Source organism: Methylobacterium sp. 22177, assembly GCF_052045615.1.
Lineage (GTDB): Bacteria > Pseudomonadota > Alphaproteobacteria > Rhizobiales > Beijerinckiaceae > Methylobacterium > Methylobacterium radiotolerans.
The window spans coordinates 1-18,700 of record NZ_JBQEPK010000070.1 but is presented as its reverse complement, the minus strand read 5'-3'; the positions used below and the strand labels follow the sequence as shown (position 1 = coordinate 18,700).

15 protein-coding genes and 2 pseudogenes are annotated in these 18,700 nt (G+C 70.9%); 9 read left to right on the top strand and 8 right to left on the bottom strand.

What is annotated here, in order from left to right; translation table 11 throughout:
* The 4 genes and pseudogenes from ACTJK8_RS30480 to ACTJK8_RS30465 all read right to left on the bottom strand — a co-directional run.
* A partial coding sequence (locus ACTJK8_RS30480) for an MCP four helix bundle domain-containing protein (protein ID WP_440763054.1) occupies positions 1-703 on the bottom strand: 703 nt, incomplete at its 3' end.
* 590 nt (positions 704-1,293) lie between these two features.
* Positions 1,294-3,447 (bottom strand): PAS domain-containing sensor histidine kinase, encoded by a 2,154-nt coding sequence (locus ACTJK8_RS30475; protein WP_440763053.1) that lies wholly within the window; start codon positions 3,445-3,447, stop codon positions 1,294-1,296.
* 169 nt (positions 3,448-3,616) lie between these two features.
* Positions 3,617-3,800: pseudogene (locus ACTJK8_RS30470) on the bottom strand (AMP-binding enzyme); the annotation flags it as partial.
* A 385-nt stretch (positions 3,801-4,185) separates the two neighbouring features.
* Positions 4,186-4,383, bottom strand: a complete 198-nt coding sequence (locus ACTJK8_RS30465; protein ID WP_012329529.1) for a hypothetical protein — start codon at positions 4,381-4,383, stop codon at positions 4,186-4,188.
* Positions 4,384-4,653: 270 nt separating this feature from the next.
* On the opposite strand from ACTJK8_RS30465, the gene ACTJK8_RS30460 reads away from it, so the two are divergent.
* Positions 4,654-4,872, top strand: coding sequence for a DUF6894 family protein (locus ACTJK8_RS30460; protein ID WP_012329528.1), 219 nt, complete (start codon positions 4,654-4,656; stop codon positions 4,870-4,872).
* Between the two features lie 888 nt (positions 4,873-5,760).
* Positions 5,761-6,129, top strand: a complete 369-nt coding sequence (locus ACTJK8_RS30455; protein ID WP_012329527.1) for a response regulator — start codon at positions 5,761-5,763, stop codon at positions 6,127-6,129.
* Positions 6,130-6,148: 19 nt separating this feature from the next.
* On the opposite strand, the gene ACTJK8_RS30450 is transcribed toward ACTJK8_RS30455, so the two are convergent.
* Positions 6,149-6,358, bottom strand: coding sequence for a hypothetical protein (locus ACTJK8_RS30450; RefSeq protein ID WP_024827396.1), 210 nt, complete (start codon positions 6,356-6,358; stop codon positions 6,149-6,151).
* 300 nt (positions 6,359-6,658) lie between these two features.
* On the opposite strand from ACTJK8_RS30450, the gene ACTJK8_RS30445 reads away from it, so the two are divergent.
* The 4 genes from ACTJK8_RS30445 to ACTJK8_RS30430 all read left to right on the top strand — a co-directional run bounded on the left by ACTJK8_RS30445 (position 6,659) and on the right by ACTJK8_RS30430 (position 14,318).
* Positions 6,659-8,275 carry an FAD-dependent oxidoreductase gene (locus ACTJK8_RS30445; protein WP_076729630.1) on the top strand — a complete coding sequence of 539 codons (1,617 nt, stop codon included), beginning with the start codon at positions 6,659-6,661 and terminating at the stop codon, positions 8,273-8,275.
* Between the two features lie 217 nt (positions 8,276-8,492).
* Positions 8,493-10,877 carry an ATP-binding protein gene (locus tag ACTJK8_RS30440; protein ID WP_440763052.1) on the top strand — a complete coding sequence of 795 codons (2,385 nt, stop codon included), beginning with the start codon at positions 8,493-8,495 and terminating at the stop codon, positions 10,875-10,877.
* Positions 10,878-11,466: 589 nt separating this feature from the next.
* Complete coding sequence (locus tag ACTJK8_RS30435; protein WP_029361162.1) at positions 11,467-13,362, top strand: hypothetical protein; 1,896 nt, start codon at positions 11,467-11,469, stop codon at positions 13,360-13,362.
* Positions 13,359-14,318 (top strand): UDP-glucuronic acid decarboxylase family protein, encoded by a 960-nt coding sequence (locus tag ACTJK8_RS30430; protein ID WP_012329523.1) that lies wholly within the window; start codon positions 13,359-13,361, stop codon positions 14,316-14,318. The genes ACTJK8_RS30435 and ACTJK8_RS30430 overlap by 4 nt, the downstream gene beginning before the upstream one ends.
* A 149-nt stretch (positions 14,319-14,467) precedes the next feature.
* On the opposite strand, the gene ACTJK8_RS30425 is transcribed toward ACTJK8_RS30430, so the two are convergent.
* On the bottom strand, positions 14,468-14,746 hold the full coding sequence (locus tag ACTJK8_RS30425) for a hypothetical protein (RefSeq protein ID WP_043075256.1): 279 nt from the start codon (positions 14,744-14,746) through the stop codon (positions 14,468-14,470).
* Positions 14,747-15,640: 894 nt separating this feature from the next.
* Between ACTJK8_RS30425 and ACTJK8_RS30420 the strand changes: the two genes are divergently transcribed.
* Positions 15,641-16,354 carry an SDR family NAD(P)-dependent oxidoreductase gene (locus ACTJK8_RS30420; protein WP_012329521.1) on the top strand — a complete coding sequence of 238 codons (714 nt, stop codon included), beginning with the start codon at positions 15,641-15,643 and terminating at the stop codon, positions 16,352-16,354.
* Positions 16,355-16,861: 507 nt separating this feature from the next.
* Here the strand turns inward: ACTJK8_RS30420 and ACTJK8_RS30415 are convergent.
* On the bottom strand, positions 16,862-16,993 hold the full coding sequence (locus ACTJK8_RS30415) for a hypothetical protein (RefSeq protein ID WP_274852542.1): 132 nt from the start codon (positions 16,991-16,993) through the stop codon (positions 16,862-16,864).
* A gap of 308 nt (positions 16,994-17,301) precedes the next feature.
* On the opposite strand from ACTJK8_RS30415, the pseudogene ACTJK8_RS30410 reads away from it, so the two are divergent.
* Positions 17,302-17,684, top strand: a pseudogene (locus ACTJK8_RS30410) (hypothetical protein); the annotation flags it as partial.
* A gap of 164 nt (positions 17,685-17,848) precedes the next feature.
* Entirely contained in the window at positions 17,849-18,163 is a 315-nt protein-coding gene (locus ACTJK8_RS30405; protein ID WP_012329519.1) for a hypothetical protein, read from the top strand.
* Between the two features lie 21 nt (positions 18,164-18,184).
* Here the strand turns inward: ACTJK8_RS30405 and ACTJK8_RS30400 are convergent, their stop codons facing one another.
* Positions 18,185-18,658: a chemotaxis protein CheW gene (locus tag ACTJK8_RS30400; RefSeq protein WP_012321729.1), complete on the bottom strand. Its 474-nt coding sequence runs from the start codon at positions 18,656-18,658 to the stop codon at positions 18,185-18,187.
* Positions 18,659-18,700 lie beyond the last annotated feature (42 nt).

Genomic DNA, 18,700 nt, shown 5'->3' with positions numbered 1-18,700 from the left:
CGGCCTCGCGGATCTCCGCGTCGACCTCGCCCCGGGCCATCCGCTGCAGCACGCCGACGAGGTTGCCGAGCGGGCGGGCGACCTGCAGGACGATCACGTAGACGCCGTAGGCGATGCTGAGCGCGGCGAGGACGAGCGCGGCCAGGAGCGCGAGGCGCGACCAGCCGGCGGTCGTCTCGGAGCGGCGGTATTCCGCCTCGGCTTCCCGGACCTGCAGCGCGGTCAGCTTGCTCAGCGTCGCGTTGGTGGCCTGCATGCTCTTCAGCAGATCCGCATGCGTGGCCTCGAAATCCGAGCCGGCACCGGCGGCGACGCGTTTGAGGATCTCGGCGGCGATCGTGTCGTTCCGATCGATGCGCCCCTGCAGGTCCTTGGCGAGGACATCCTCCTCCGGAGTCAGGTAGGTCGCCAGGTAGGCCGACCACTCGGTGTGGAGCTTCGAGAGATCGCGCTCGATCTTGTCCCTGGCCCGGGCGGGCTCGATCTGCTTGTTGCGCAGCAGGCGCGAGGCATCGATCAGGTCATCATAGGCGTCACGAATGGTGCTGAATTGCCGAAGACAGACGACCCGGTCATCGAATACGGTTTTGAGGCTTTGATGACTCCAATATAGCGCGAAATTTCCCAGCGCGGCTGTCGCGAGCAGGACCAGGCCGAGGCCGCCGAGCAGCGCCACGAGCCGCAGTTGGATCGTCATTTTCATGGGCGGACTTTCAGGCTCCGGTATCCAGGGCCCGGACGGGCAAGTCTGGATGCGCAGTCATGAGCAAGTCGCGCAAAATATAGGCGAATTGATTAAAATTTATCCCACCCAGTTTCCTGCTGAGTGTCCGTTCAGTGGTCTCAAATTTGTGATATCGAGCATGAAGAAGTGTGCCTTCAACCTGCGGATGATGGGATCGCCCGAATCCGACGGCGCAGGAACTCTACTTTAGACGAGATTGTGACCGCAGGTTGCAATCGTGCGGGGGCAGCGGTTCTCAGCGGCAGGGGCGCGCCGCGGGATTCGACGGGCATGGGTTGAAAAGGGCCCGCCGGATCCCAGGACCTGGTCAGTCCGAGACATCCCGACCGATCCTGGCGACCGCGGCCGGCAGGTGGTGCGCGGGAGCCGCGGGATCTCCCGGCACCGGAGCTTTCTCGGCCGTTGGATCGGCCGGAGGGAGCGGCTACCGGCCGCATCGGCGTCGCCTCGTCCGTGGCGAGCAGATACGGGACGCCCCGCGCGGAGCGCGTCGGCGGCGCAAAGGACCGCGATCCGACTGCGCGCGGGCATCCGGGCCGTCTCACGGGCTAAGACACGGGCATCTCGATGCGGCAGCGCACGCCGTCGCGGTCGAGCGCGTAATCGACCTTGGCACCCAGGGCGTAGGCCAGCGCTTCCTGGATCAGCTCGGTCCCGTAGCCGCGACGGGTCACGCGCGCCCGCTGCTCGGGCAGGCCGGTCTCGATCCAGCTCAGGGCCAGTCGGCGGCGCTCGCGCCGGTCGCGCACGATCTCCCAGGTGACGCTGAGATGGCCGATCCCGGTCTTGAGCGCCCCGTGCTTGACCGCGTTCGTGGTCAGTTCGTGGACGGCCAGGGCGAAGTTCTGCACCTGCCGCGCGCTCAGATGCACCTCGGGGCCGGCGACGGTCATGCGCCCGGCCGCGCCGTCGACGTAGGCGGCCAGCTCGGCCCGCACCAGTGCGCCCACCTCGACCGTGTCGCTGCCGTACTGGCTGAGCAGGCCCTGCGCGCGGCTGAGCGCCTGCAGCCGCGCCTCGAACGCCTCGACCGGGCTGCCCTCCCGCAGCGTCCTGCCAGCCACGGCACTCACGACACCGAGCAGGTTGCGCGTGCGGTGCTGCAACTCGTTGATCAGAACCTCCTGCCGCGCCAGCAATCTGTGGTGATCCGTGACGTCGATGTTCACGCCCGACCACTTGCGGATCGACCCGTCCGGGTTCGTGATCGGCACCGCGCGGACGTTCGACCACCGCCACGACGCGCTCGCGGCGTGCCACAGGCGGTACTCGTGATCGACCGCCGTCCGCGTCGCGACCGCCTGCCGCCACTTCGCTTCCGTGAGCGCCCGGTCGTCGGCGTGGATCGCGTGGACCCAGCCGCGCCCGAGCCACTCGTCCAGGCGCTGCCCGGTGAACGCGCGCCAGCCCGCACTGTCGGCCTCGATGAGGCCCTCGGCCGAGGCCTCCCAGCTGAACTGACCGAACCCCTCGACAAGCCCGCGGAACCGCTCCTCGCTCGCGCGCAGGTCGTCCTCCGCCCGCTTGCGCGCGGTCACGTCGCTGGCGGCGCCGAACCATTCGCGGATCTCGCCGTCATCGTCGAGCAGCGGCACGGCCCGGGACAGCGCCCAGCCCAGGCTCCCGTCCGCCTGCCGGACGGGATGCTCCAGCTCGAACATCGTCTTGGATCGGATCGCCCGCTGGATCGCCTCGCGCAGGCGCGGCTGGTCGGCCGGGTCGATGTAGGCGCTCAGCCAGTCGTCGTTCGGGGTGACGGTATCGACCAGGAAGCCGCGGCCCTCCAGGACGCGCAGCTCGCTCCAGTCCGGGCTCATGCGGTAGATGACGTCCGAACTGGCGGTGACGAGGGCGCGGAACCGCTCCTCGCTCGCGCGCAGCCGGTCTTCGGCGCGCTTGCGCTGGAGGATGTCCTTGAACAGCACCCCGACCTGCCGCCGTTCCGGCGCCCCGATCGGGAAGGCGTAGACCTCGTACCAGCGCCCGAGCGCGTCGGCGCGGTCCTCGAAGCGCTCGGCTTTGCCGGTGCGCACGATCCGGCCGTAGGTCTCGAACCAGTGTCGCTCGAGGTCGGGCGCCAGCGCCCGGACCGTCCGGCCGACCGCGTCGCTGAGCCCGGTCTGCTGCTCGAAGGCCGCGTTCACGGATAGGAATCGGTAGTCGACCGCCTGCCCGGCCGCGTCGACCAGGACCTCGATGGTGCAGAAGCCCTCGTCGATGGCGTCGAAGAGGTGGCGGTACCGGGCCTCGCTCATCCGCAACTTGGCCTCGGTGCGCAGCCGCCCACCGATCTCGAAGCCGGTCATGTGGACGGCCATCACCTGCCCGTCGGCGTCGCGCACCGGCACCAGGAGCGCGTCGAAGACGTCCTCCGCGGCGCCGGCGCCGCGGGTGTCCAGCGGTTGCCCGGCCACCTGTACGGCCTCGCCCGCGAAGGCGCGCGCGTAGAAGGCCGCCACCGTCCCCCACCCCTCCGGGAACGTGCGCCCGAGCGGCCGGCCGAGGCCCTCCGGGTGCCGGGCGCCGTAGAGTCGGGCGGCGGCATCGTTGTAGATCAGGAGGCGCTCGGGCCCGCAGACGAGGGACGCGACCAGCGGGCTGGCGAGCACCTGCTCGACCATCACCTTGAGGCGCTCCGGCCAGCGGGCGGACGGCCCCAGCGGGGTCCGCTCCCAAGCGAAGTCGCGGATGCGCGCGGCCATCTCGCCGCCGCCCTGTGGCCATGCCGACACTGATACGCCGCCTCGATGATGTCGCGCGCCAGCATGTCCGCTCGCGGCGCTCGCAGCAACGACCGCGCTCCACCGGAGGTCGAATCCATCACGTCGCCGACCGGCGGCAGCATGCGCGGGATCCGGGCGATCGTCAGGACGCGCGCACCGCCTGCTCCGACGAGGTCTCACCGTCGCGCAGCCTGATCCAGGCGCACAGCTCCGCCCCGAATATCGAGTCGGGGACCCCGAAGACGGACATCCTGGATCCGCGGATGCCGGAAGACGACCTCCGCGATCTCGCGCGGATGGACACGCTCGCCGCCGCGTATGACCATGTCCCGGCTGGTCTATCGTCCGGCTACGCGGCGATGACCCTGGGCTTTCCGCCGAGGCCGGGATCCAGGCGGCCTCGCTCGACGATCATATCCCGCAGCAAGCAGGATCTGCTGTCAGACACCGTCCGGAGCGCGTGGGGACGTTGCTGGCGCGGGCCGACGCGGCGCCGGCGACGGCGTCCGGCGGGCCGACGATCCGTCTCGGCACCTTCGTGGCCCACCCCGTCACGTACCATCTCGAGGAGAAGCAGGACGTTCTCATCGCGAACTTCGAGCTGCGGTCCCTCGACCCGCCGCGTGACGCGGCGATCGTCGCGCCGCGACATGGCGTTGCAGGGTTGCGTCAGGCGTCACCGATCGACCCTGATCGCGCCGGGGAACGGCATTCGCCTCAGAGCAGGCCGCCCGGCGGCGCTGCGGTCAGGGTCCTGCCGGCCCGCGTCACGAGTTTGGCGAACGCCAGCGCGGCCGCCGAGGCCTGCGCCTCGGAAGGGAAGGTCCGGTCCGATGTCAGGACCGGCATCTGCGTCGCATCGAGGAGCACCCAGGTCCACAGACGGGTGTCGGTCGCGCGGATCTCGAAGTGCATGGCGGGCTCGTCGGGCACTGGGACATGCCCGCACCATGCGCCTGAAAAAGGCCAGCCGCGTTAAGAGCTTGACCGGCGCAACAACCTGCGTCGGCCCGCCCGGGGCTTGCCCCCGACATCCCCGCAGATCACAGGCAGGAACACGTGCCGGCTCGGACGGACTCCGCCCCGGTCGGCGCCGACTTGGCATGCCAGCTTGGCTTTATCCGACCATTCGATGTTACCCTCGCGTTGTCGGAGTGCTGTGCCGACGGTGTGAGCAGGAGCGACATGGTAGAGCGGTACCATTTCCGCCTGAGGGGACCGAGCGAGGTCATCGAGGACGAGGAGGGCGTGCTGGCAAGCTCGATCGAGGTCGCCGTGGCCGAGGCGACGCAGCTGATCGCCGAGATGCACGCGCGGGGCGAATTGCCCGATCCTGACGAACGCTGGTGCGTGGAGATCCACACCGCCGACGGCGTCGTGCTCCGCTCCCTTCAGCTGTACTGAGCACTGGCCGCGGGGCGCGGAAGCTTGCGCAGGATCCGGCGGATGTGCTCGCGGAGGATGAGGGCCTCAGGCGTCGGACCGACATCCGGAGGCTCAACCGATATCTCCGGATCACCCAGAACCGAGGCGTACATCGAGCTCTCCACGCTTTTCGCGAGCAGTAACCATCAACCTTAGCAAACCGTTGCAACCATCATAAGTCAGGTTTCGCCCTACAGGATACGGCCGTCTCTACGCGGGCTGAGACGCCTCGTCCGACAACGGATCCGGCGGAATAACCTGGATTTCAGTCCTGGAATCTCCGCGGGCGCGCAGGCGGCAGGAAGCACGACGCATCCACTGGGAGGAACCGATGCAACAGCGGAGATGCGTGCTCGACTCTTCGGGAGAGAAGCCTCGTCTCATCCATTTCTGATCTCGCCGACAGCGCTCCAGGGCCGGACCGACCGCGGCGACGATTGGCCGGATCTCGGAGCGCGGCGTTCCGCCGGAGCCGCGCGGTCGGAGCGCTGAGCCGACGCGGTGGGCGGCGGACGGCCCGCCCCGCCGGTGGCGCCGGGCCCGTCGCATCGGTCGCGGGATGCGATCGCGAGGAGCCGCGACCGGCCGTCCCGCGGTCCGGTCCGGCGGACCGGGACCCGGTCGAACAGGGTGTGGTCGGGCTCCGCGCCGGTCATTCCTCCACTCGCGACGCGCCGCGTTCCGGGTGAGCGCTCACGCGCCGCGACGGCGTCCGGACGGCGCGCTCCGATCCCGGACGACGACCCGCACTTACCGGGCCTCGCCCGTTCCGAGCGCGCCCGTCCCGCGTGCCCACCGTCCGGCCGCGCCGGTCTGAAAATCTGCGGCAACGCTGAAACAGGCGCCCGTCGGTGCAGTTTCTGATGTATGTCAGGACCTCGCCCCATCGCCGTCCTCGCCGAGGACGAAGAGTTCAGCCGCCGCGTCGCAGCCGACATGCTGACGACGCTGGGATTCGAGGTGCTGGAGGCGGAACATGCCCACGGCGCGCTCCAGCATCTGGAGGCTTACGACGGGGCCGTCCTGCTCTACACCGACATCAACATGCCCGGCGCCATGGACGGCTGCGATCTGGCGCACGCCGTCCGGGCACGCTGGCCGGAGACCCGCATCATCGTCTGCTCGGGCTGCGATCCGCGCGAGGCGACGCTGCTGCCCGAGGAGGCCCATTTCATCGCCAAGCCCTGCGGGGAGAAACGGGTGCGGCAGGCGCTCAAGGCCCTGCACCTGCACTGAGTGCGCCGTCGGGGCCACCTCAGTTGGCGAGGAAGGCGGCGAGCCCGGCCAGTCCCGACAGGGAAGCGCGACTGTCCTCCAGGCAGCGCGCGTTCAGGTCCGCGGCCAGGCCGTCGAGCTTGGCCTGGAGCAGGCCGATGCTCGTCGGAGACAGGTTGCCGGGGAGCAGGACGATCACGTCGCCTTCGTCGAGGCGTATCGTCTCGCGGATCGCAGCAGCATCAGCCATGGGAGCCTCTACGGGAATATTGATCTCTCGACGTGCCGGTAAATTCTCACGGCCCAAGATCGTCGACCGTGCTCCGGCACACGCGCGCGAACACTGATCCGCGCGCGTCGCAATCCGGAGAGATCCGCGCCGGCCGACTCTGCGGCCGCGCCGGTTCAGGAGCGCGCACCCGCGACGTCGATCATTCCAGGAATAGGCCCCGGTCCGCGGTGCCGGCGGACGCGAGGACGCGGATCTTGCCTCCCGCGGCCCGGCCATCGATGCTGCGCCGCCGCGCGCGACTCGCGATGGGGACGATCCATGGAATCGATCGGTCGTGACCTGGGGGAGATGCAGCGCATCCCGCTCGCCGCATCGCATGTCGCGGCGCTTCGGGGCCTCGGGGTCGTGAGGCACTACCCGGCCGGCACCTTCCTGGTGCGCGCCGGCGACCTGGCCGACCGCTTCTACTATGTCGAGGCCGGCGAGATCGAAGTGGTCAACCCGTTCACCGACGAGCGGCATCTGCCCTCGACGCTCGGGCCGACCCAGTTCATGGGCGAGATCTCGTTCCTGAACGGCGGCGTCTGGTCGATGCCGATGCGGGCGAGCGCCGATACCGCCGTCACCGAGGTGCCGCGTCCGGCGATGCTGCGCCTGATGTCCGAGATCCCGGAGATGTCGGACATCATCATCACGGTCCTCGCCGCACGGCGACGGCGGCAGCTCGACTCGCATGACGGCACGCTGGTGCTCATCGGCGAGGACGGGGACCGGAGCGTGCGGCGGATCGCGGAGTTCGCGAGCCGCAACCGCCTTCCCTACAGGTCCTATCCGCTGGGCAGCCCGGAGGCGGCGAGCGTGGCCGAGAGCTGCGCGATCGCGGCCGAGCGGCCGGCCGTCATCTTCGGTCGGGGCGTCGTCGTGGCCGATCCGACCCCCGCCAAGGTCGCGCGGTTGCTCGGCCTGGACTACAGCCTCGTGGACGACGAGGCCTTCGACGTCCTGATCGTGGGCGGTGGCCCGGCCGGGGTGGCCGCCGGCGTCTACGCCGGCGCGGAGGGGCTCCGCGCACTGGTGATCGAGGACGTGGCGATCGGCGGTCAGGCCGGCACCTCGAGCCGGATCGAGAACTACATGGGATTCCCGACCGGCATCTCGGGAGCCGATCTCGTCTGGCGCGGGGAGGTCCAGGCGATGAAATTCGGCACGCGGTTCGCGATGCCGCGGCGCGTTGCGAAGCTGGAGCGGCTCGCGGACGGCGCCTTCTGCGCGACCTTCGACAACGGTCGGCGGGTGCGCGGTCAGGCCGTGGTCGTCGCGACCGGCGTTCAGTACCGGAGACTGCCGATCCCGCGCCTGGAGTCGTTCGAGGGGGCCGGCATCTACTACGCGGCGACCGAGATCGAGGCCCGCTACTGCAGGAATGCCGAGGCGATCATCGTCGGCGGCGGCAACTCGGCGGGGCAGGCGGCGATGTATCTCAGCCGATCCGCCCGGCACGTGCGCCTGCTCGTGCGCGGGCCGTCGCTCGCGACCTCCATGTCGAGCTACCTGTCGAGCCGGCTGGAAGCGGAGCCGTCGATCACCATCGAGTACGGCGCCGAACTCACGGCCCTGCACGGCGACACCCACCTCGAGGCGGTCACGATCCGCACCCTCGCCGATCGAACGACGCGCGAGGTCCCGACCTGTGCCGTGTTCGTCATGGTCGGCGCCGCGCCCAATACGGGCTGGCTGTCCGGGCTCGTCGACCTCGATAGCCACGGGTTCGTCCTGACGGGAGACGCGATCGGCGCCCAGTCTCCCTACGCGACGTCGCATCCCGGCATCTTCGCGGTCGGCGATGTGCGGGCCGGCTCCGTCAAGCGCGTCGCGGCCTCGGTCGGCGAGGGCTCGGTCGTCATCTCGAAGGTGTGGGAGCACATCCGGACCTGAGTCACGCCGTCCGCGCCCCGGATCTGGCAGCCGCCGAGGCCGCCGACACGTCGATACGGATCCGCAGACCGACCTTCGATGTATCGATCTCTATTCGGCGGTTCTCCTGCGGGATCGAGAGCGCTGTTTCCGTTCGGCAATCCGGATTGTCCGGACCTCAACAGCCTCGCATTAACCGCCCGCGTGCGACGATCGGGCGTCCCGGGCCCGATGCATCATGCGGCTGCGCACCCTCCTCGCCCTCGTCTTCGCCGCCGGAGCGCTGCTCCTGACGGCTGCCGCCACGACCCTGGTCTCGCAATTCGTCGCCGCGCGCGTGCAGATCCGCGCCGAGGCGCACATCGCCGAACTCGCGGAGCATCTGCGCCAGATCATCGACGCCAACATCGCCGAGCGGCTCGGCGACATGGCCGTGCTGTCGGCGGTCGCCCGGACGAACGCCACGAGGCCCGAAGCGCAGCGCGCGTGGGTCGATGCCCTGCGCGAGAGTTTCCCCGCCTATGCCTGGATCGGTTTCGCGGACCGGTCCGGCACCGTCGTGGCCAGTACCGGCGGCATGCTGGAGGGGGAGAGCGTGGCCGCGCGCCCGTGGTTCCAGAGGGGCATCGAGGCCCCGGCCGTCATCGACGTCCACGACGCGAAGCTCCTCGCGAAACGCCTGCCGGCGCTCCCCTACGGGGAGCCCTGGCGCTTCATCGACGTCGCGATGCCGCTCCGCGACGCGTCCGGAGACCGGATCGGCGTGGTCGGCGGCCATCTCAGCATCACGTGGATGCGCGAGATGAGCCGGGCGGCCATCGCCAAGGCTCTGAGGCGCGAGCCGAGCGTCGAGGTGCTCATCCTCGCCGGCGACGGCACCGTCATCCTCGGCCCCGGCGATCAGGCCGGCCGGCGCATCGACGCCGTCCTGCCCGCTCTGCCGGCGCTGACGACCGGCGCCGAACTCGCGAGCGCGCGCGGAACGTGGCCCGACGGTGGTGACTACTTCACCGGCGCGAGCCGCGGCCGCCCCTCGATCGATCAGCCGACCCTGCCCTGGACGGTCCTGGTGCGGCAGCCCGTCGAGGTGGCGAAGGCGATCTCCGATCCGATCATCAACCGGCTGATGCTCGGTGGGGTGGCCTTCACGCTCCTGTTCGCGCTGCTGGGCTGGTCGGCGGCGGAGCGCCTCGCCCATCCGCTTCGCGCGCTGGCCAAGGCGGCCAGCGGCATCGACACGTCCACCGGCGATGCCCGCCTGCCGAAGCCGCGCGGCTACCGGGAGATCGCCGAGCTGACGGACGCGCTGACCTCGCTGCTGGCGCGCCTGGGTGAACGCGACCAAGCCCTGGCACTCGCCAATGTCGATCTCGAGCGTCGCGTGTCCGACCGGACCGCGGAACTCGCCGATGCCTGCGACCGGGCCGAAGCGGCACAGGCGCGTGCCGAGGCCGGTGAGCGGGCCAAGAGCGACTTCCTGGCCACGATGAGCCACGAGGTTCGCACCCCGCTGAACGCCATCGTGGGCTTCGGTGACCTGCTCCGCGACGACCCTACCCTGACCCCGAGCCAGCAGCGCTGCGTCGACCAGATGCGGGTCGGATGCGAGGTCCTGACGACGGTGGTCAACGACATCCTCGACTACGCGCGCATCGAGGCGGATGGCGTCGCGCTGGAGGCTGCGCCCTTCTCGCCGCGCGCGCTCGTGGAGGAGACCGTGGCCCTCGTCGCCGGAACCGCCGAGCGCAAGGGCCTCGACCTGCGCTGGGACAGCGACGCGGGCACGGATCAGCCCCTCATCGGGGACAAGACGCGGCTGAGGCAGGTGCTGCTGAACCTCGTCAACAACGCGGTCAAGTTCACGCAGCGCGGCTCCGTGACGGTCGCGCTCACGCAGACGCCGAGCCCGGATGGCGTCGCTCTGCGGGTCGCCGTCCGCGACACCGGGATCGGGATCCCGGTCGACGCGCAGGCGCGGCTCTTCACCCGCTTCGCCCAGGCTGACAGCTCCACGACCCGGCGCTTCGGCGGCACGGGACTGGGGCTCGCGATCGCCAAGGGCCTGATCGAAACGATGGGCGGCACCATGGGGCTGGACAGCCGCGACGGCGCGGGCTCGACCTTCTGGTTCGACGTGGTCCTCCCGCGCGCGGCGACGGACGCCCCGGCGCTCGAACGGTCGATCCTGGCGGCTCCGCCGCACGCGGTCGCGGCGGACGGGGCGCAGCGCGCGCACCTGCTCCTCGTCGAGGACGGGGCGATCAACCGCGAGATCGCCCAGATGGTTCTGGAGGCGATGGGGTATCGCGTCTCCGTCGCCTGCAACGGCCAGGAGGCCGTGGCCCTGGTCCGGGCGCAGGCCTACGATCTCGTGCTGATGGACGTTGAGATGCCGGTCATGGACGGCATCACGGCGACGCGCTCGATCCGCGGCCTCGACGGTGCGCTCGGCGCGGTGCCGATCATCGCGATGACGGCCCATGTCCTGCCCGAGCAGGTCCGGGCGCTCCGGGCGGCCGGTGCCGATGACCACGTCGGCAAGCCCTTCGACCGCACCCATCTGCGCGCCGTCATCGAGCGCAACCTCGCGGGGGCGGCCGGCCGGTCGCGACCGGCGGCATGACCGGCACGGCCTAGCCTCGATCCTCCAGGCCGGCGCCGGGCGGGCGCGTCATCCGCGCGTGCGGTTCGCGGCCTGGACGGACGGCGTTACGCCCGAGCGCGCTGCGCCAGCGCTCGCCCGACCTCGGACAGCGCCAGATCCGACACCTGTCGCAGCCGCAGGTGGCCGATCGCGCCGATCGCCGCGCGCCAACACTCCGGAGCCGGCCGCCGTGTCGATCATGACCGTCATCGAACGAGGCCGGTCGCAGGGATCCCGCTCTGCCGTGTCCGCGGGACAGGCGATCCCGCGCTCGCCGGCAGCGTTCGCCGCGGTCGAGGATGCGCGGGCTCGCCGGGGCCGCGGCGCCCGCCCGACGACGATGGGCCGTCTTATCGACCCCGTTCTCGAGGCAGGCGGCCGTCCGGCCGTCCGCTGCCACTCCCGGCCGGGCCCCGGTGAGACGTTCGGGGGGAGGGGGCAGCGACGGTGTGGCGGGCGCGGTGAAGGCGATCGGGTCGGCCTGTCCGGGCGACGCGCCCACGGGTCTCCTTGTGGCAATGCCTGAAGTTCGACAAACCCGCTCGGACGATGCCGAGGACGGGCGCCTATGATCATCCGCCATACCCGTAGGCTGCAGCGATCGGGGGACGCGGTCACGAGCCGCGACGGGCGACTCGTGGCGCATTGTCCGGCCGAGTCCGGCTGGTCCGCGCTCGGCCTGATCGATCTCGGCGGGCGCGCCACGGTGGTCGCGCTCGTGGGTCCCGACGACGCGCGCGCGTTCCGGTTCCTGAACCCGGACGGCGCGCCGCTGGCATCCTGCGCGGCGGAGTTCCTCGCCGCGCCACGGGACGGGGCGGGGCCTCTCGACTGGCAGGCGGAGGCGCTTCTCACCGACGACGATGGCGCGGCGGGCTCGCGGGCCATGATCGAGGATATCCATCTCCTGATCGAAGCCCTCGCGCGCGCGGCTGCCGCCAACCCGGAGCAGGCTGTCCGGGTCGTGACGGGCGGCGGTTCCGATCCGCGGGCACAGGCGATGCACGCGGCGCTGGCGCGGCTCAACGGCGCGCCGGCGGGGTCTCCGCCCCATCTGCCCGAACTGGTGACGAAGGAGATCGTCGCGCGCGGCGGGCAGGAGACGCGCCATCCGGACGGCGGCGATCTCCGCTTCTCGATCTACCTGCCCATGCCGGGCTTCCGGTTTGTCGGCTACTCGGCGGACCGGAACGAGACGCTGTGCACGCTGATCGGCAAGAACTCCCGCCTCGCATCGGCCCTGCTGGACGTTCGAACCAACACGGCCTACGCCCGGCCCAACCTGGCGAGCGTCGGGTTCGACGCCGCGACCCTCGTGCAGGTCCGGCTGTGGCGGCAGTACCTTCTCCCGGCCCTGATCGACGGCGCGGCCCGGTCGACACGCGTCGGGATCGTCTTCGAACACGCGCACATCAGTCACGCCATCTGGAACGAGCTGGCCGCGGTCGACGACGTGCTGTCGCTCGGTCGCTCGCCGGCGGTGTTCCTGTTCGCCAGCTGCAACGAGCCGATCTTTCCGGTCGACGCCGTCTTTCCGGAAGTCGCCGGACGTGTGTATCGCGGGATCGAAGGCCCGCTGCCCCTGTTGCAGGCTGCCGTCACCGGCGCGGCGACCTTCCTGCCGTTCCGCTCCTACCGCGTGAGCCAGCGCTTGGCCGATCGTCTCGCGGCCCTGGCGCGGAGCGCCGAGCCCGCGCTCGATGCCCGCCTGGCGGACGCGGCGCGCCGGGCCACGATCGTCCTCATCGGCCTGCGGCTGGAGAATCGCCAGTGGGTCCGGCAGCTCGACGGGTATGTTGGCCTGATCCGACGCCTCGGCCGGAGGCGGGGGGAGCGGTTTCTGGTCCTCGTCGACGGGCACAACACGCTCGCGCGCGCGAAGGGCGGCTTCGTCGAGAGCTACTGCGAGAGCCTCGTCCCCGCGACGGGGACCGTGCCCTCCATCGTCCAGATGGAGATCGACCTGATCGACGCGCTCCGCCGGCGGGTGGCGGATATCGCCAACGTCGACCTGCTGCCGCTCGTGCCCTGCTCGATGGGCGCGAGCCTCGTGGCCGCGCTCCACACCGACCTGTTCGTGACGCATTTCGGAGCCGGTCTCGCCAAGTACAAATGGGTCGCCAACGCGCCCGGATGCGTCATATCGAGCCGATCCGTGCTCAGCGGAAAGGACGATCTGCGCATCTACGACACCGAGATCTTTCGCGAGAACGTGTCGGCCTGTTTCTACTTTCCCGCCGAGCGGGTGACGGATCTCGACACCTCGAGCAACGCCCTGCACGTCCCCGGCAGCAGGGAGCGCGAGGATTTCGATCTCGACCTCGAGGAGTTTGCCCGCTTCGTCGAGGAATGCCTGCCGAAGAAGCGCGCGGCGCGCGCGCGCTGGCTCGGACGGCTGAACTTCTTCAGAAACCGCGCCACGCCGACACGGCAAGGCCCTGATTGCTGGGACCGTCACAGATGAGCGACCGGATCCTGATCACCGGCGGCGGCGGCTTCATCGGCTCGCACCTCAGCGAGCGCCTGCTGGAGCAGGGCCACGAGGTCCTCTGCGTCGACAATTTCTTCACGGGCAGGAAGAGCAACATCGCTCACCTGTTCGACAACCCGCGCTTCGAGCTCGTACGGCACGATGTCACGCATCCGCTCTTCGTCGAAGTGGACCGGATCTACAATCTCGCCTGCCCGGCCTCCCCGATCCATTACCAGTTCGATCCTGTCCAGACGACCAAGACCAGCGTGATGGGGGCCATCAACATGCTGGGGCTGGCGAAGCGGCTCCGCGTGCCGATCCTCCAGGCCTCGACCTCGGAGGTCTACGGGGATCCGCTCGTGCACCCGCAGCCCGAGGGGTACTGGGGCAACGTCAATCCGCTCGGGCCCCGCTCCTGCTACGACGAGGGCAAGCGCTGCGCCGAGACCCTGTTCTTCGACTATCACAGGCAGCATCGCGTCCCGATCAAGGTCGTGCGGATCTTCAACACCTACGGCCCGCGCATGCATCCCAGCGACGGGCGGGTCGTCTCCAACTTCGTCGTTCAGGCCCTGCGCGGCGCGCCGATCACGGTCTTCGGCGAAGGGCATCAAACCCGTTCGTTCTGCTACGTCGACGACCTGGTCCTGGGCCTCCAGGCGATGATGGCCACCGGGGCGGCGATCACCGGTCCCGTCAATCTGGGCAATGCGGACGAGTTCACCATCCGACAGCTGGCCGACCTCGTCGTCGACTTGTCGGGCTCGCGCTCGAAGCTCGTTCACGCCCCGCTCCCGGTGGACGATCCGCGACAGCGGCGGCCCGACATCGCCCTGGCCGAGCAGCTCCTCGACTGGCGCCCGACGGTGCCGCTGCGGGAAGGGCTCATGAAAACCATCGCCTACTTCGAGAGGTTGCTGGCCTCGGAGCAGATCCGGCCGGCATGACCTTACTCGGACGCCGCCCGCGTCGAGGGGACGCCGCGTGTTGAAGTCGGGGCGTCACGAACCCGCCTGCCTGTCCGGCGGATCCACCTCGAAGCCCGATGGCCTCACCATCATCGACGGGGCGTCGGCCGTCCCGTCGATGAGGCGTGCTAGGCGGCGAACCGATCGCACGCGGTGCGATCAGAGGCGTCGCTCACCGGACTGCGGTCTCGACGATGCGGACTGTCCGGCACCTCGTCGTCCGACACCCATCTGCACGCCAGGCGCCCGCTGGCGGGATCGATCGACCAGCGTGCCCGCAGAGGAGCGCGGAGGCCGCGCTCGACCGGCCTCGGAACACGGACGCGGTGCGCGTCGAACGGGGCTTGCCGGCGCTCGGCGAACGGCGCGACGCGCGCGCCTGCGCTGTGGGGGATGATCGTCTTCATACGGCACCTCGGAGGCGTCCGGCCGCTCGCGCGACCGTGTCCCGAGGCGCGCCGATCAGGCGTCCATGCGAGCGGCGGCCGGCGCGAACGGCGCGGACAATCGACTGTGACTGTCGCTGGGCATGGGGTTCAGGAGTCCTGACGGTGACGCGCGGAGCCGTGACCGGCCGTTCGCGCAGTCGCCAGAAGCCACGGGGGCCCTGTCCGGTCAAGCGCTCCGGCCGCGCATCCCCGGCGGCTCGCCGCTTCGTGACGCCTGTTCGAGATCCCGTTCCCGCGACCACAGGCGCGCGTCTCGGCGCCTCTTCGGGCGGAGGCGCCGCCCGACGGTCGCGCGCCGCTCTGCGTGTCACGACGAGGCGCGCGATGCGTCCCGATCCGCCGTCGGGAGCACGCGCCGGAGGGCCGGGATCACCGACAACAGCGTCACCGGGCCGACGATCCTCCGACCACGACCACGGTCGTCAGCGGCTGCTGGACCTGCGAGCCGATGCCACGGCAACGACTTCCGCGTCGAGCAGGACTGCCGGCAGTCCGGCGGGCCCCGTCTCGGTCGTGCCGTCGAGCGCCACGCCGTCCGCATCGACGGGCCGGACCGCTTCACGGACGCGACCGGGGACGCGGCGGGCAGCATCCGGCTCTGCCCCGGTCTCGCGCCGTCAGCCGCCCTGGGCGGGTCCCCGGTCTGTCCGGGCCTCCCTGCCGGGTCCGGGGATTGGGGCTCCGCGGGGCCGAGCGTTTCGCCTGCCGCGGTGAGGCTCTGCCCGGCCGGTCCTCAGATCTTCCTTCCGGGCGCGGGATAGCCGTCCGATGCGGGTTCGCAGACCTTGCGGGCGACGCCCCGGATCCGTTGAGTGGAGAGCCCGGGAGGACATCCCGTTCGCGGTGTGCCGAATGAGCAGTGCAGTCGTCTTCGGGGCTTCGGGCGGGATCGGTCAGGCGCTCGTCGCAGCCCTGGCGGAGACCGGAACGTACGCGCGCATCTTCGCCCTCTCGCGGTCGCAGGCGTCCCAGCCCGAATCCGTGCAGTCCCTGTCCGTCGACATCACGGACGAGGCCTCGATCGCGGCGGCGGCCGAGGCTGTCGGCGCCGCCGGACCGGTCGGGCTGGTCCTCGTCGCCAGCGGTCTGCTGCACGGGGCGGGCATCGCACCGGAGAAGGCGATCCGCGCGCTCGATCCGGCCGCGATGACCGCGGTGTTCGCCGTCAACACCGTCGGTCCCGCCCTCGTGGCCAAGCACTTCATCCCGCTGATGCCGCGCGCCGGGCACGGCGTTTTCGCCGCGCTCTCGGCGCGCGTCGGATCGATCGGCGACAATCGCCTGGGCGGATGGTACGCCTACAGGGCCTCGAAGGCGGCGCTCAACCAGATCCTCCGCACGCTCGCCGTCGAGACGGCGCGCACCCATCCGGAGCTGATCGTCGTCGGTCTCCATCCCGGAACCGTGCGGACGGCACTGTCCCGGCCGTTCCGCCCGGATGCCGGGACGCCCGGCGTCTTCGCGCCGGACGAGTGTGCGGCCCGGCTGCTGCAGGTGGTGTCCGGGCTGCAGGCCGAAGATTCCGGTCACACCCTGGCGTGGGACGGGCAGCGGATCCCGCCGTGATGCCGGCCCGCCCCGGACATCGGAGCGCACATGGGAGCCTGCCTTTGAGCCGGCATGGTCCGTGACCGTCTGCGTTTGCGCCCCGTTCCTGTGCGGCCCCGGAGCGGCCCCGCCGCCGCCGCTCTGCTCGGGTCCAGACGCCGGCACGACCGGCGGCCGGAACCCGCCATGGTGTGGAATCGCACCCGGCGGGCCGAACAGTGCCGCTTATGCACGCGATCCCACCTGCCCTCGGTTGTCCGCGGCACGGCCGGTGCCCAGATCGACCGTGCCGGGTCGCGATGGCGTCGCGATCCTGCAGCCCTCTCCGAGGGCGTTTCCTCCCAAGACTTCGGGCCGCTCCGACGGGGCGGCCTTTTTTCTGCCCGCGCCAGCGATACCACGGCCGCTCCTGCCGGCCCGAGGGAGCCGCGAGGCCGCGCGGGGCGGACGCGCGTGGGGCGCGGCGCGAGCGTGCCTGCCCTCCGGATCGGGCCGTTCGACGCGGGCCGCCGCACCGTGTCGCGCTCAGTCGCCGGGCTCGGACGGCGGCTCCTGACCGGGCGGCACGCCTTCCCCAGCCATGCTCAGCAGCATGACGACGGTCACGTAGGTGTAGGTCAGCGCGGTCAGGTCAACGACGTCCGGCTCACCGAGCACGTCCTCGGCGCGGACGAAGGTTGGATCCGAGACCGCGCGCTGCGCGGAGAGCTCCGTGCGGCTCCTGGCTGACGATGGTCCGGACGGCGACGGAGTTGCGTGACTGCGCGGGTCAGATCGGCTCCGTCTTCACCGCTGCTGTCGCGACCAAGCGGCGTATGACGGAGGATGAGATCAGGCAACACAGGCGATCGAGCGGCTATATCGGTGCGCAGACGCGGCAGATCCTGCCGTCCCGCGGGAAAATCGGCGATGACACGCGGGCCGATGCGCTCAGACGGATCATGCCGTCTCACTATATCGAGGGCGGCCTGAAACCGGCCGCCGCCGGGGTCACGGCGCTCGCCGCGCAGACGGCCAGGGCCACCGCGGAGATCTCGGTTCAGACTGCGCGCGGGCAGGGCGTGACCGCCGGGGCGGTCGGTGCCGTCGGAGTGATCGCCGGGCGGATCCGGGAGGTCAACGGCGCGGCGGTCGAGGAGCGGGCCGCCGCCACGCAGGAGATCCTGCGCGACGTCGCTCGGGCGGCGACGGGCACGGGCGAGGTGACGCGCAACGTCGCCGGCGCGGCAGCGGCCTCCGAGGAGATGGGCGCGGCCCAGGCGCTCGACGCGGCAAACGGGCTGTCCCGCCCGTCCGAGCATCTTGTGCGGAGGTGGCTCGCTTCGTCGCGACCGTCCGGGCGGCCTGAGACTTGCTCGAACTCCGACGCGGACCGCAGGCCCCGGCCGCGCGCGTGCCGCCGGTTCGGATGAGAGGAAGGGTCGGCCGCCGGAGCGTCCATCGCCAGCGCCGGTCAGCCTGAGGAATGCGTCACGGCCTAAGCCGTTCGTCCCGAGGCAGAGCAAGGTTGCCATGACCGGAACGATCATCCCACCGCGCTCCGAGGAGGATGGGACCGCCAGCGGCGCACGGACGGACGCGCTCACCGCGGATCTGGTCGCGGCTCGGATCGAGGCGCTCCTGAAGGTGCTGCATCGGAGACGGACCGAGCTGGCGGCCCAGATCGCCAACCTCCAGAGCGTGCAGCCGAGTGCCGACACCCGGCTGACCGTGCTCACCGCGGAGCTGGCCGGCCGAATGAGCAGCAGCGTGGCCGATCTGAACCTGCTCATCGACCAGGCGGAGATGTTCGTCCGTGAGCTGGCCCGCGAGGCCCCGACGGCGTGAGCGCGGGCCGGAGCGGATCCCTCAGGCGGCCTGCGAGGGTGCGGCCAGCGCCGGGCCGTCGCCGTCCATGAGCGCGACGAGGTCGAACACGACCACGAACGCCTCGCCCCGGCGGCCGATGCCCGCGATGTAGCGCGCGTTCCAGCGCCCGCCGACCTCGGGCGCGGCCTCCATCTCGGCGCTGTCGAGTTCCGTCACCTCGATCACCCGGTCGGCCACGAACCCGACCCGCAGCGCCCGGCCCGGCACCGGGACGTTGAGCAGGATGATCCGCGTCGCCGGCGTGCGCGCGACCGGCGGCAGGCCGAGCTTGGTCCGCAGGTCGACCACCGGGTAGCTCTGCCCGCGCACGTCGATCATCCCCAGCAGGAAGGCCGGCGCCTGCGGCAGCGCCGCCGGCACCCGGTAATCGAGGATCTCGTGGACGTGCTCGACGTCGATCCCGAAGGTCTCGGCCCCGAGGCCGAGGGTCAGGTACTGCCACACACTGGACATGCGGGATCTCCGGATGGATCGGGGCGCGGCTGCGGCTGCGGC